Consider the following 13,597-nt stretch of genomic DNA (forward strand, 5'->3'; position numbering starts at 1 on the left):
CAGCATCGGACTTACGCAGCGAACAACGAGGATAGCCCTATGTGGTCAGCCATCAGTCGTCTGTTAAGCGAGCAGTTAGGCAACGCCGAAATCACTCAACGTCACGCCCTTGCGGGTGGTGATATCCATCCCACCTGGCATATTCGCTACGGTGACCACGATGTCTTCGTCAAAAGTAACAGCCGCGAGATGCTGTCGCTTTTTACCTGGGAAGCCGACCAGCTTGCCTTGCTGGCGCGCACCGGCACGGTTCGAGTGCCAAAAGTGTATGGTGTGGGTCATCATCGCGAGGAGAGCTTTCTCTTGCTGGAGTACATCAGGCCACAGCCGCTTGATGAGCAGCGTGCATATCAGCTGGGTCAGCAGCTGGCGCACCTGCACCAGTGGAGCGAACAGACGCAGTTCGGCCTCGATTTCGACAACAACATCACCACCACGCCCCAGCCTAATAGCTGGCTGCGACGCTGGTCGGTCTTTTTTGCCGAACAGCGCATTGGCTGGCAGCTGCAGCTGGCGGCCGAAAAGGGGATTCAGTACGGGGATACCGAGCTGATAATCGCCTCCGTGCAGCGGGTGCTTGCGTCACATCATCCGCAGCCATCGCTGCTGCATGGCGATCTCTGGCCCGCTAACTGCGCCAGCAGTGACAGTGGCCCCTGGCTGTTCGATCCCGCCTGTTACTGGGGTGACCGTGAGTGCGATTTAGCCATGCTGAGCTGGTATCCTGACCTGCCCCGCCAGATTTACGATGGCTATCAGGCGGTGTGGCCGCTACCGGATGGTTTTTCGCAGCGTCTGCCGGTCTACCAGCTCTACTATCTGCTGAATCGGGCTAACGTGTTTGGCGGACACTGGCCTGGCGATGCGCAGTTCGCCATTGGCCAGTTGCTGGATGAAGATGCGCTCGGCACCCGTCAGGCCAGACCGGCCTGACGGCGTTCACGGTCAGATAAAGCCCAGCAGCGACAGCGCAAAATATCCGGCTATCGCAATCACCACTGGCAGGACGTAAAGCGGGAAAATCTGCAGGAAGATGGTGTGGCGAGGAACGCGCACCTTCTCTTCCAGTTGCTGACGGCTGCGTCCTTCACTGCCCTTTGCCTGCTCCAGAATCATCTGATCTTCAATGCCCTCTTTGACGTGACGTGCCTGCCGTCCCATCCGCGCGCCTGATGACTCCAGCGCCAGTCCGACAAAAATCAGAATGTAGATCAGCCAGAAACCCAGGTTCATCTGACCATTAAATTCCGGTACCGGCGAGTTATGCCAGAAAACGTTCAGGAACGGCGTGTTGAAGCGCAGCATATCGACAATGACATGCACGAAATCAAGCATAACGGCGTCAATACCTGGCTGCTTCTCGCTGTGCTTAAACATAAAGCTCAATACTGAGATAATGGTCGACAGGAGTGCCACTAAAAAGAGCACCCAGCCCACCACGCGCTTAAGGATGGCGATACGGCCAGCCTGTTGATAGGTCATAATATCTCCTGAACCTGGAATCCAATTTGCCGTCAGTCTACCTGCCAACGGAGAAATTTCCCAAATAAAGCGTGGTCAATAGGATGAAGCAGGCGTCAGCAGAGAATGATGTTATGGTTAAACCGACTTTATTTATAAGGAGACCGCTGATGGCCTGGCACCGCCCTGTCCTTGCTGCCCTGTTTGATATGGATGGCTTACTGATCGATTCTGAACCGCTATGGGATCAGGCTGAGCTGGATATCTTTTCAACGCTGGACGTTGACCTGTCACGCCGCAGTGAAATGCCCGATACCCTTGGCCTGCGTATCGATCAGACTGTGCGGATGTGGTACGAAACGCTGCCGTGGCATGGCCCCTCTCAGCAGGAGGTCACTGAGCGGATTATTACGCGCGCCATGACGCTGGTGGATCAGACGCGGCCACTGCTGCCGGGCGTGGAAACGGCACTGCAACTGTGCCGGGAACATGGGCTGAAAATCGGCCTGGCCTCCGCATCGCCGCTAAAGATGCTGGAACAGGTGCTGGAAATCTTCAATCTGCGCCCTTATTTTGATGTGCTGTCTTCAGCAGAAGCGCTGCCCTACAGCAAGCCCCATCCGCAGGTCTATCTCAACGCCGCCGCCAGCCTTGCGATCGATCCGCTCAACTGCGTCACGCTGGAAGATTCGTTTAATGGCATGATCGCGACCAAAGCGGCCCGCATGCGGTCGATTGTGGTACCCGCCGCTGAACACCGTGACGATCCGCGCTGGGCGCTGGCGGATGTCCGGCTGGACAATCTGACACAGCTTAGCCTGCAGCATCTGCAGGGATAATAAACAGCCCGCACATAGCGGGCTTTTTTTTGCCCACTGCGCCTGCCAGTTGATCTACCCCGCAAAAAATAAAACAACGTTTCATTTTTATTGAATTCCCCTCGCGCTCTGCCTAAGATGCCCGAAGCGTCCGCATTCGGGGCATGAATAACCTGACCTGCAGAGAGGCCTGAGATGGACATTCGCCAAAGCATTCACAGCGATCACGCTAAACAACTCGACACTGACGCGCTGCGCCGCGAGTTTCTGATTGAAACGATTTTTTCCGCTGACAATTACACCCTGACCTACAGCCACATCGACCGCATCATCATTGGCGGCGTGATGCCGGTTAATAAGCCAGTCATTATCGGTGATGAGATGGGAAAACAGCTGGGCGTCAGTTACTTTCTTGAACGCCGCGAGCTGGGCATGATCAACATTGGCGGCCCGGGTCTGGTCGAGGTTGACGGTAAAGCCTGGGAGATCGGTCACGAAGAGGCGCTTTACATCGGCAAAGGTGCGCGCAACCTGCAGTTCCGCAGCCTGAACCCTGCACAGCCGGCCAAATTCTATTACAACAGTGCGCCAGCACACAGCACCTTCCCGGACAAGAAAATCACGCTGCAGGACGCAGCAACCGCGACGCTGGGTGATGCCGCGACCTCTAATCGCCGCACCATTAACAAATTTATCGTGCCGGATGTGTTGCCCACCTGCCAGCTCACCATGGGCTTAACCAGACTGGATGAAGGCAGCCTGTGGAACACCATGCCCTGCCACACCCACGAACGCCGCATGGAAGTCTATTTCTACTTCGATATGAGCGAAGAGTGCGCCGTCTTCCACATGATGGGGCAACCGCAGCAAACCCGCCATCTGCTGGTACACAACGAGCAGGCGGTGATCTCACCCAGCTGGTCAATTCACGCCGGTGTCGGCACCCAGCGTTACACCTTTATCTGGGGCATGGTGGGTGAGAATCAGGTCTTTGATGACATGGACCACGTCAAAATCAGTGAACTGCGCTGAGCAGAGGAGAAATACCATGGTACTGAGTACGTTTAACCTGGAAGGTAAAGTCGCGCTGGTGACCGGCTGTAATACCGGTTTAGGGCAAGGTATGGCGCTGGGCCTGGCCCAGGCGGGTTGTGATATCGTCGGCGTTAACCGTGATGGCCCAGATGATACTCACAGTAAAGTGGAGGCGCTGGGTCGCCGGTTCTGGCCGGTGCAGGCCGATCTGATGCAGACCAGCGTGGTGGCCTCAGTGGTTGAACAGGCGCTGGCCGCTGCCGGTAAAATTGACATTCTGGTCAACAATGCCGGCATTATCCGCCGTGAGGACGCACTGAATTTCAGCGAGCAGGACTGGGATGACGTGATGAATCTTAACAGCAAGAGCCTGTTTTTCCTGTCGCAGCAGGTTGCCCGTCAGTTTATCGCGCAGGGTAATGGCGGCAAGATCATCAATATCGCCTCCATGCTCTCCTTCCAGGGCGGTATCCGGGTGCCCTCTTATACGGCGTCGAAAAGTGCCGTGATGGGTCTGACCCGTCTGATGGCGAACGAGTGGGCAAAACATGGCATTAACGTCAATGCCATCGCTCCCGGTTACATGGCCACCAACAATACGGAACAGCTTCGCAATGATGAGTCGCGTAGTGAAGAGATTCTGGGGCGTATTCCGGCAGGCCGCTGGGGCGTGCCTGATGACATGATGGGCCCGATAGTTTTCCTGGCCTCTTCCGCATCTGACTACGTGAATGGCTATACTCTGGCGGTAGATGGCGGCTGGCTGGCACGTTAATCTTTCTGGCAGAACGGGCGGGCAGTGTTTCATCGCTGTCCGCCTTGTTAAAAATATTCATGCTTCGTTACAGCGTCACATGTTCTCATTTACTGGATAAATCCCTATACTGGATGCATCGACAGCTTTCTTTGCAACCAGGTTCTATCATGACGGGCGAAGGCCACATTATTTTTGCCATTGCCAGCGCTATCTTTGCGAAGCGTGCTGAGCTGACACCCGTACTGGCGCAGGCCGACTGGTGGCATCTTGTTCCCTCAGCCCTGCTGACATGTCTGTTGCCCGATATCGACCACCCCAAATCTTTGCTGGGACAGCGACTACGTTGGCTTTCTCATCCTATTGCGCGCGCGTTCGGTCATCGGGGCTTTACCCATAGCCTGCTGGCGGTGGCCGCCGGTTTATGGCTTTTTCAGATAAACCTGCCCCAGTCGTCGCCAATACCGGCAGACGTACTGCAGGGTCTGACGCTGGGCTACCTCAGTCATATTGTGGCCGATATGCTGACACCCGCCGGTGTTCCGCTGCTATGGCCCTGCCGCTGGCGCTTCCGCCTGCCGATTCTGCGCAGTCAGAAAGGAAACCAGCTTGAGCGGGCATTGTGTCTGGGACTGGTCGGCTATGCGCTGTGGTTCCCGGTCGGCATGCCATATTTTGGTGCAAACGGCTGGCCGGCTCAGCTGTTTGATACGCTACAAAATGGCGTCAGTCGATTAATTTCCAGTCATACTGCGCAATAAATCCGCACAAAACACCATTAAGTTATAAACCATGCCATTTGGATATAAGGCACCCTCTGCACCTGCTGTTACCATTCCTGCTGTCTTAATTCGTGATTAACATTATGCGGCTTTCCCGGGTGGGAAAGCCGCATTACTCTGGAGTTTCAGCATGGACCTTCCTCTTACGCTTAATATCGTGGCCTTTGTAGTGCTGCTGGTATTACTCTCCCGCTTCAGCCGTCAGAACTGGAGCCTGTCGAAAAAAGTGCTGACCGGTCTGGTGATCGGCGTGCTGTTCGGCCTGGTTTTGCAGTTGATCTACGGCGAAAACAGCGCAGTGGTAAAAGAGTCTATCAGCTGGTTTAACATCATCGGTAATGGCTATGTCCAGTTGCTGCAGATGGTGGTGATGCCGCTGGTGTTCGTTTCAATTCTGAGCGCGGTTGCCCGTCTGCATAACGCCTCGTCACTGGGGAAAATCAGCGTACTGACCATTGGTGTACTGCTGTTTACCACCGCAATTTCGGCGCTGGTTGGCGTGTTCGTGACCGGCCTGTTTGGTCTGAGCGCGGAAGGTCTGGTACAGGGTGTGCAGGAAACCGCGCGTCTGAGTGCGATCCAGAGCAACTATGTCGGCAAGGTCTCTGACCTGAGCGTGCCACAGCTGGTGCTCTCCTTTATCCCGAAAAACCCGTTTGCCGATCTGACCGGCGCCAGTCCAACCTCCATTATCAGCGTCGTCATCTTTGCCGCCTTCCTGGGTGTCGCTGCCCTGCAGTTGCTGAAAGATGATGAAGTGAAAGGTCAGCGCGTGCTGGTCGCAATTGATACGCTGCAGTCGTGGGTTATGAAGCTGGTTCGTCTGGTAATGAAGCTGACCCCCTACGGTGTGCTGGCGCTGATGACCAAAGTGGTTGCCGGTTCTAACCTGCAGGACATCATCAAGCTGGGCAGCTTTGTGGTCGCCTCTTACCTGGGTCTGGCCATCATGTTTGGTGTTCACGCCCTGTTGCTGTCGGTGAATGGCATCAACCCGCTGCGCTTCTTCCGTAAAGTGTGGCCGGTGATCACCTTCGCCTTCACCAGCCGCTCCAGCGCAGCGAGCATTCCACTGAGCGTAGAGACGCAGACCCGTCGTCTGGGCGTACCTGATTCGATTGCCAGCTTCGCGGCCTCCTTTGGTGCCACAATTGGACAGAATGGCTGTGCCGGCCTCTATCCAACCATGCTGGCCGTGATGGTTGCGCCAACGGTTGGAATCAACCCGTTTGATCCGCTGTGGATTGCCACCCTGGTTGGGATAGTGACGCTGAGCTCCGCAGGCGTGGCCGGTGTCGGCGGTGGTGCCACCTTTGCCGCCCTGATTGTTCTGCCTGCAATGGGCCTGCCTGTTACCCTGGTGGCGCTGCTGATCTCCATTGAGCCGCTGATTGATATGGGTCGTACGGCACTGAACGTTAACGGTTCCATGACCGCCGGTTCCCTGACCAGCCGCTGGTTAGGTCTGACCGATAAGCGCGTACTGGAAAGTGACGACAACGCCGAGCTGGCGCATCGTTAATCTGCTGTAAGCCTGGCGCGCCCGCGCCAGGTTATTTCCACTCTGCCTCTCCATAATCCTCCCCATTGATGGCGACGCCGTTAAGAAAGCGTTAAGCATGGTAAACAGGCGAAAAATCGCCGCTTTAATGCTTGTCTTTGCCCGGCAAAAAGCGAATTCTGCATCCAGTCTTATGAGGAGGACATCCGATGAAAAAAATTATTGCCTCGCTTCTGACGCTGGCGCTGTTGACGCCCGCGCTGGCTTTCGCCCACCCTGGCGACTGGGGCCCGGGTGGATGGGGTCGACATGGCGGACCCGGCCCCCACTGGGGCGGTCCTGGCCCGGTGCGTTTTTTACCTGAAGCCGCTACCGCGGTGCTGATTGGCGGACTGACCTACTACCTGCTGAACGGCAGTTATTATCAGCGTCACGGGGATGAATATGTGGTGGTCGAACCGCCAGCCGGGTCGCGGGTCAGCAATGAAATGCGGGTACTCGACTTTAATGGTAAACGTTTTTATGTGCAGGACGGCCACTACTACCAGCGGCAGATAGACGGTGATTATGTTGAGGTGCCACGTCCGGCAGGATTGTAGTCCGCGCCACAACGAAAAACGGCCCGTCATGACGACGGGCCGTTTGCTATTCAGGAGTGCTACGTGTTACTGCTGAACCTGCGGATCGGTGTCATATTCCGCACAGCTCTGGAAGCCGTAGTTCATCACACGGCCAGTATCGTTGTAGCTCACGAAGTAAGTCTGTGCTTTACCGTCGCGCTGGCCCAGTACGTAAGTCTGGCAGGTGCCGCGCGCGTGAACCATGGTGATTTCAGTAGACGGCGTACCGGCGATCTGACGAACCTGATCACGGGTCATACCTTTTTTAACATCCTTAACAACTGGCTTAGTCACGTAGCTTTCAGCACGATCGTAAGTCGTACAACCAGACAGTGCAGCCAGCGTCAGCGCCGCAGCGATACATCCCATCACTTTATTCATCTTGTTGTTCCTCATTTATTGTCCATGTGGAAACAAGCCTGGAACATAAATGCTGATTTATCAAGTTTATGAGTAACAATTCGTGGCATGGTAAACGTCAGGATATCGTAAAGAAGGCTGTTTTGCTGTCAACGCAGACGTATACTTCCCCGCAAAACAGACACGCCGTAACGACCCGTTTTCAGACTCATCGGCCATCATCTGTGAGGGCGTTGATCAGTGTGATAGCTGCGTAACGGGTCTCTGTAATTTACTGGCTTACCTGCTTTCTGTTCACCCCATCGCTGACGAATCCGAGGATAAATGACCCCTGTACACGCCAACCGCCTGGTTTACGCCATTACGCTCGGCCTGCTGGCCGCACTGGGCCCGCTCTGCATCGATCTCTATCTGCCTGCCCTGCCACAAATGGCGCAGGATCTGCACACTGAAACCGCAACCGCGCAGCTGAGTCTTACCGCCGGTCTGTTGGGTCTGGGCGTTGGACAGCTGCTGTTTGGTCCAATGAGCGATAAGTTCGGCCGCCTGCGTCCGCTGACCCTGTCACTGGGGCTGCTGTTTATCGCCTCGATGGGCTGTGCACTGGCGCAGGATATTAACCAGCTGCTGCTGGCACGACTGTTCGAGGGACTGGCCGGTGCAGGTGGTGCGGTATTGTCACGGGCGATTGCGCGAGATATGTACAGCGGTCATGAGCTGACGCGTTTCTTCGCGCTGCTGATGCTGGTCAACGGCCTGGCACCGATTGGCGCACCGGTACTGGGCGGTGTGCTGATGACGATAGTCAACTGGCGCGGCATCTTTATGGTGTTGGGCGGCATAGCCATTCTCCTGATTCTGCTGGCACGCTGGAAGCTGCATGAAACGCTGCCAGAAGAACGGCGCAGTAAAGGATCGATTTTCTCCGCCTACGCAGCGCTGGGTCAGGTGATAACCCATCGCCCCTTTATGGGCTTCTGCCTGACCCAGGGATTTATGATGTCCGGCATGTTCGCCTACATCGGTGCCTCACCGTTTGTCCTGCAACAGCTTTATGGCCTGTCGCCTCAGGCCTTCAGCTTCTGTTTTGCGGCCAACGGATTTGGTCTGATCATTGCCTCGCAAACCAGCGCCCGCCTCTGTCCACTTTGGGGCGAGTATCGGGTGTTGAAAGGCGGGCTGACGCTGGCCTTTGTCGCCTCCAGTCTGCTGCTGCTGGCCGCGCTGTTACATGCCCCGTTAGCGCTACTGCTGGTGGCACTGTTCTTTACCATCGCCAGTAATGGCGTGATCGCCACCACCGCCTCATCACTGGCGATGCAGAGTCAGGGCCACCGCGCGGGCAGCGCCTCCGCAGTGATTGGCGTCACCATGTTCACCCTGGGCGCGGTTACCGTGCCGATCACCGGCATCGGCGGTACCTCGGTACTGAGCATGTGCGCCACCATTTTTGGCTGCTTTATGATGGCAATTCTGATGTTCAGCCTGCTGGCCAAAAAACCGCTGCCGCGGGTAAAAACTCACTGATTTCGCAATGTTAAGCCTTAATCAGTTGCCGCTTAAGCTTGTTGTTTTGGCGAAGGCACGTTAGCTTTATTAAAACGTTCGCATTAAGCCGACAGGCCACTGACCTGAGGAGAAGTTCATGTCACTGCAGCAGGAAATTATTGAAGCACTGGGTGTGAAACCCGCTATCGACGCCGACCAGGAAGTGCGCGTCAGCGTCGATTTTCTTAAAGCCTACCTGAAACGTCACAGCGGACTGAAAACGCTGGTGCTGGGAATAAGCGGCGGCCAGGATTCAACCCTGGCAGGCAAGCTGGCGCAAACGGCGATTACGGAACTGCGTCAGGAGAGTGGCGATAATGACTACACCTTTATTGCCGTGCGTCTGCCCTATGGTGTGCAGGCGGATGAGCAGGATTGTCAGGACGCGCTGGCGTTTATCGGGCCTGACCGTTCACTGGTGGTCAATATCAAAGAGTCGGTGCTGGCCAGTGAGCGCGCGCTGAAAGAAGCCGGTATTACGCTTTCCGACTTCGTGCGCGGTAATGAAAAAGCGCGCGAGCGAATGAAAGCGCAATACAGCATCGCAGGCATGACCAAAGGGGTAGTGGTCGGCACCGACCACGCGGCAGAAGCGGTCACCGGATTCTTCACCAAGTATGGCGATGGCGGCACTGATATCAACCCACTGTTCCGCCTGAACAAGCGCCAGGGCAAACAGCTGCTGAAGCATCTTGGCTGCCCGGAGCATCTCTACCTGAAGAAACCGACTGCCGATCTGGAAGACGATCGTCCTGGCCTGCAGGATGAAGTGGCGCTGGGTGTCACCTACGAGATGATCGATGATTATCTGGAAGGGAAAACCATCAATCCTGATAACGCCCGCATCATCGAAGGCTGGTATCTGAAGACCGAGCACAAACGTCGCCCGCCGATCACGGTATTTGACGACTTCTGGAAGTAATTCCACGCCTCCTTTGCCCCGACAAGGGAGGCTTCTCTCACTCACCTTGTTGATCGCTGCATGCCTGTCACCGTTTCGCGCGCCACTTTCATCGGACTTATTGCCATTCTGCTATGGAGCACCACCGTTGGCTTGCTGCGCAGCGTCAGTGAAGCCTTTGGTGCCACTGGCGGCGCGGCGCTGATCTATACCACCACAGCGCTCCTGCTCTGCCTGACCCGCGGCCTGCCAAAGCCCGGCGCAATGCCTGCGATCTATTTATGGCTGGGCGGGACCCTCTTCGTGGGCTATGAAATCTCTCTGGCGCTGGCGATCGGGCTGGCCAGCGATCGCAGTCAGTCGCTGGAGCTGGGAATGATTAACTATCTCTGGCCCTGCCTCACCATCGTGCTGGCTATTCCATTTAATCAGCAACGTTTCCGCGTCTGGCTCTGGCCCGGACTGCTGCTGTCGCTGCTGGGGATCGTCTGGGTAATGAAAAGCAGCGGCAGCGGGTCGCCTGCGCTGTTATGGCAGAACATGCTGCGTAATCCTGTCGCCTATGCACTCGCCTTTATCGCTGCCCTGACCTGGGCGATCTACAACAACGTTACCCGCCGCTGCGCCCGGGGTTCGAACGGCGTCACGCTGTTTTTTATCCTGACCGCGATGGCGCTGTGGATTAAATATGTCTTTAGCGATCGTGCCGCGCCGATGACCTTTGCACTGGTTCCACTGCTGGAGGTGCTGTTTGTCGGACTCTCTACCGCTATCGCCTACTCCGCCTGGAACCACGGGATTCAGCAGGGCAACCTGACGCTGCTGGCCACTGCCTCGTATTTCACGCCCGTGCTGTCGGCCCTGCTGGGATCGCTATGGCTCGGCCTGACGCCACCGCTGGTCTTCTGGCAGGGGGTCGCGATGATTACCCTGGGTTCGCTGATCTGCTGGCTGGCGACACGGCGTCTTTAACCAGACGGCTGGCGATCATTTCGCCTGCCTGTTATGCTGTATGGACAACCAGTAAGTGGAGTTCATTTTGGCCAGACGTGCTGCCATTCTTCGTCCCGAACCCGACGCGAATAAAATTTATCAATATCCTGAACACCTGCGTGAATGGCTGGAAGGTCTGCCGAATCACCCTGGTGTCTATACCTTTCACGGCGAGAGTGAGTCACTGCCGCTCTACATCGGTAAAAGTGTCAATCTGCGTTCGCGGGTAATGTCCCATTTTCGCACCCCTGATGAGGCGAAAATGCTGCGTCAGTCGCGGCGAGTAAGCTGGATCCCTACCGCAGGTGATCTCGGTGCACTGCTGCTGGAAGCGCAGATGATCAAAACCCAGCAACCGCTGTTTAATAAGCGGCTGCGCAAAAACCGGCAGCTCTGCTCGTTACAGATTACCGATGGCAAACCGAATGTGGTTTACGCAAAAGATCTCGATTTCAGCCAGTCTCCCAACCTGTTTGGCCTCTATCGCAGTCGCTTTGCTGCGCTTGAACGACTGAAGCAGCTTGCGGATGAGTATCAGCTCTGTCATGGCCTGCTGGGTCTGGAAGCGCTGAGTGCGGGTCGGGGCTGCTTCCGTTCGGCACTGCGCCGCTGCGCCGGTGCCTGCTGCGGTAAAGAGCCGGTCAGCGATCATCAGGATCGTCTGCTGGAAGCGCTGGAGAATGTCCGGGTCTTTTGCTGGCCCTGGCAGGGTGCCGTAGGTCTGGTGGAGGAAGGCAAAGAGATGACCCAGATTCACGTCATCGACCACTGGTTCTATCTTGGTTCGGTGAACAGCATGGATGAGGCCAGAAAACTGCAGCGGCCCAAAGGCGGTTTTGACCACGACGGCTACAAAATCCTCTGCCGCCCGATTCTGTCGGGTGCCTACCCGATTCTTCCGCTATAAAAAAACCGCCGATGCTGCCCACTTACTTCAGTGGACAGCGTCGGCGGTCTCAGACCGGTGGCTTAGCTAAGGTTATTCAGCCGGTTCTGCTGGCGGTGCCATTTTTCCATCATGCGGGCCTTTCTCAGTCAGACGCTTTTCAAAGTTCGCGTTGTACTGTTTTTTCTGTTCCGGCGTCAGCACGTTATAGAGCTTGTTCTGAGTTTCCAGCATCTTCAGCGCATGCTCTTTCGCATTTGCGGACATTTTTTCTGCCTGCGCTTCTGCTTTGCTCTGGTCGAAGCTGTCAGAGGCAATGATGCTGTGGGCTGCGCGACGCTCATCCAGCGACGGACGCTGCATATCTTTGTGGCTCTCTTTCATGATGTCACGCATCTGCGTTTTCTGCGCGTCGGTCAGGTTCAGACCTTTAAACATCATCTCCGGGCCATGACGCATTGGCGGTTTATGCAGTGCTTTTTCGCTGCCTGCTGGCGGTGGAGTCAGGTTATCTGCAGCAGCATGGACGGCGGTAGCTGCACCAAACGCCAGCGAAGAAGCCAGTAAAAGGGAAGTCAGTTTGCGCATAATCGTGTCCTTATAATTCATGATAATGACGACAGCACTCTGTCGCGTCTTCGGAAACAAGCATACGACGCTGAACGTCAACTACTCAGAGCCTGAGTAAAGCCGTGAAAGCATAAAAGATAAAAATCGGGCAATCATGAAGAGAATAAGAAGAAAGGCGTGAGGAATTGAAAACGTTTATGAATTTACAGCGAATTTCGCAGAAATCATGGAGGAGTGTAAGGGTTACGACAGGAAAGCGGAAGGCTCTCTCGCGCTTTTCCTGCCGATTTTTTAGCGCCATGAACAGCGCTGGTAAGTTCAGCCATCAGACCGGCAGTGCCTGAGTCTGTTCGCCCTCTTCTATCAGCATCAGCCCGGCACGCAACCCGGCTGCTACGTTGGGGTTTGGGAACAGCACATATTCCCGTGCCTGCTGCACGTAATAGCGGGTGTTGCCATCTTCCGCCAGTAACGTCCCCTGTGGAAAGGCGGTAAAGTTCAGCGTTTCCGGCGACATATGGAGCGTGAAGTGCTCACTCAGCCGGGTGATCTGCTGCGCAACCCGATAGTGGCGCGGCTTAACGGTAGTGACGGGCATGGCTTCACCATAGAGTAAAGATGCCAGCGCCTGCTGTGCTGCACTGAACTGGCTGAGATCGTTCTCGCCAAACGGCAGCGCTTTGCCCAGCTCGAGGGTACAGCTGGCCGCACCGAAGTGTTCGCAGCTGAAGTGAGTAAAGGTGCCGCCCGGCGCGCGATGGAAAACCAGCGCTTCCAGCCCGGCAGCGGCCAGCCAGTCAAGAAACGCAGGCGGCCAGGGGCGCTCGTTGTGCGGCATCACGCCGAACTGAGGATGATAAGAGCCGCGAATCGCCGTGTGCATGTCGAGATGCCAGCGCGTCTCATCGCACTCGCCCAGCTGCCAGAACGTTTCCAGCGTCTGCTCCAGCCGCAGCACGCGGCGGGCCTCATCGCCATCGTCAATCTGCTGCCAGCGTCCGCCAAACAGCCGGTTGATGTCATAGCGCACATAGCGCTTACCCGCCCGCAGCGCTGTGGGATTACCCAGAATCACCAGCATGCGCTGCTGCAGCGATTTTTCACCGCGCAGCAGGGGATTAATCAGCTGGTTCACGATTTCAACCGGGGCGGTTTCATTACCGTGGATCCCGGCGGAAAGAACCAGCGCCTGTTTAACCGGCACCGTTGGCTCCATTAACAGTATGCCGTGATACAACCACTGCCAGCGAAGATGCGCCGTTTCACCACTGCGCTTACGCGGCACCTCGCCGGAAAGCGTTTGCTGTAAAAAGTCCTGCATCATTCCTCCTTTGCGCCTGAGCAGATGGCAGACTCTTCTACCTCCTG

Annotated in this window: 15 protein-coding genes; 11 read left to right on the forward strand and 4 right to left on the reverse strand. The window is 56.0% G+C overall.

What is annotated here, in order from left to right:
* Positions 1 to 39 precede the first annotated feature (39 nt).
* Positions 40 to 933 (forward strand): fructosamine kinase family protein, encoded by an 894-nt coding sequence (locus tag K6R05_RS10650; protein WP_222924114.1) that lies wholly within the window; start codon positions 40 to 42, stop codon positions 931 to 933.
* 12 nt (positions 934 to 945) lie between these two features.
* Here K6R05_RS10650 and K6R05_RS10655 read toward each other — a convergent pair whose 3' ends face one another.
* On the reverse strand, positions 946 to 1,482 hold the full coding sequence (locus K6R05_RS10655) for a YniB family protein (RefSeq protein WP_013357676.1): 537 nt from the start codon (positions 1,480 to 1,482) through the stop codon (positions 946 to 948).
* Positions 1,483 to 1,631: 149 nt separating this feature from the next.
* On the opposite strand from K6R05_RS10655, the gene hxpB reads away from it, so the two are divergent.
* From hxpB to K6R05_RS10685, 6 genes are all read left to right on the forward strand, one after another.
* Positions 1,632 to 2,300: a hexitol phosphatase HxpB gene (gene hxpB, locus K6R05_RS10660; protein ID WP_161735839.1), complete on the forward strand. Its 669-nt coding sequence runs from the start codon at positions 1,632 to 1,634 to the stop codon at positions 2,298 to 2,300.
* A 174-nt stretch (positions 2,301 to 2,474) separates the two neighbouring features.
* Positions 2,475 to 3,311 carry a 5-dehydro-4-deoxy-D-glucuronate isomerase gene (gene kduI / locus K6R05_RS10665; RefSeq protein ID WP_161735841.1) on the forward strand — a complete coding sequence of 279 codons (837 nt, stop codon included), beginning with the start codon at positions 2,475 to 2,477 and terminating at the stop codon, positions 3,309 to 3,311.
* A gap of 16 nt (positions 3,312 to 3,327) precedes the next feature.
* A complete protein-coding gene (gene kduD, locus K6R05_RS10670; protein WP_222924115.1) occupies positions 3,328 to 4,089 on the forward strand; it encodes a 2-dehydro-3-deoxy-D-gluconate 5-dehydrogenase KduD in 762 nt (253 codons plus the stop codon).
* Positions 4,090 to 4,238: 149 nt separating this feature from the next.
* Positions 4,239 to 4,829, forward strand: coding sequence for a metal-dependent hydrolase (locus K6R05_RS10675; protein WP_161735843.1), 591 nt, complete (start codon positions 4,239 to 4,241; stop codon positions 4,827 to 4,829).
* 151 nt (positions 4,830 to 4,980) lie between these two features.
* Positions 4,981 to 6,372 (forward strand): L-cystine transporter, encoded by a 1,392-nt coding sequence (locus K6R05_RS10680; RefSeq protein WP_161735845.1) that lies wholly within the window; start codon positions 4,981 to 4,983, stop codon positions 6,370 to 6,372.
* A 188-nt stretch (positions 6,373 to 6,560) separates the two neighbouring features.
* A complete protein-coding gene (locus tag K6R05_RS10685; protein ID WP_222924116.1) occupies positions 6,561 to 6,950 on the forward strand; it encodes a DUF6515 family protein in 390 nt (129 codons plus the stop codon).
* A gap of 66 nt (positions 6,951 to 7,016) precedes the next feature.
* Here K6R05_RS10685 and osmE read toward each other — a convergent pair whose 3' ends face one another.
* A complete protein-coding gene (gene osmE / locus K6R05_RS10690) occupies positions 7,017 to 7,352 on the reverse strand; it encodes an osmotically-inducible lipoprotein OsmE (protein ID WP_010245718.1) in 336 nt (111 codons plus the stop codon).
* Between the two features lie 303 nt (positions 7,353 to 7,655).
* Here osmE and K6R05_RS10695 point away from each other — a divergent pair, with 303 nt between their 5' ends.
* The 4 genes from K6R05_RS10695 (at position 7,656) to cho (ending at position 11,680) form a co-directional block, all read left to right on the forward strand.
* Entirely contained in the window at positions 7,656 to 8,858 is a 1,203-nt protein-coding gene (locus tag K6R05_RS10695) for a multidrug effflux MFS transporter (protein WP_222924117.1), read from the forward strand.
* A 118-nt stretch (positions 8,859 to 8,976) separates the two neighbouring features.
* Positions 8,977 to 9,801: an NAD(+) synthase gene (gene nadE / locus K6R05_RS10700; RefSeq protein ID WP_222924118.1), complete on the forward strand. Its 825-nt coding sequence runs from the start codon at positions 8,977 to 8,979 to the stop codon at positions 9,799 to 9,801.
* A gap of 60 nt (positions 9,802 to 9,861) precedes the next feature.
* Positions 9,862 to 10,752: an aromatic amino acid DMT transporter YddG gene (gene yddG / locus K6R05_RS10705; protein WP_222924119.1), complete on the forward strand. Its 891-nt coding sequence runs from the start codon at positions 9,862 to 9,864 to the stop codon at positions 10,750 to 10,752.
* A 67-nt stretch (positions 10,753 to 10,819) separates the two neighbouring features.
* Positions 10,820 to 11,680 (forward strand): excinuclease Cho, encoded by an 861-nt coding sequence (cho, locus tag K6R05_RS10710; RefSeq protein ID WP_161735854.1) that lies wholly within the window; start codon positions 10,820 to 10,822, stop codon positions 11,678 to 11,680.
* Positions 11,681 to 11,752: 72 nt separating this feature from the next.
* Here the strand turns inward: cho and spy are convergent, their stop codons facing one another.
* Positions 11,753 to 12,247: an ATP-independent periplasmic protein-refolding chaperone Spy gene (spy, locus tag K6R05_RS10715; RefSeq protein WP_161735856.1), complete on the reverse strand. Its 495-nt coding sequence runs from the start codon at positions 12,245 to 12,247 to the stop codon at positions 11,753 to 11,755.
* A 307-nt stretch (positions 12,248 to 12,554) separates the two neighbouring features.
* Positions 12,555 to 13,550: a succinylglutamate desuccinylase gene (astE, locus tag K6R05_RS10720; protein ID WP_161735866.1), complete on the reverse strand. Its 996-nt coding sequence runs from the start codon at positions 13,548 to 13,550 to the stop codon at positions 12,555 to 12,557.
* Between the last annotated feature and the right edge of the window lie 47 nt (positions 13,551 to 13,597).

The sequence above is a fragment of the Pantoea alfalfae genome (genome assembly GCF_019880205.1).
GTDB classification, from domain to species: Bacteria; Pseudomonadota; Gammaproteobacteria; order Enterobacterales; family Enterobacteriaceae; genus Pantoea; species Pantoea alfalfae.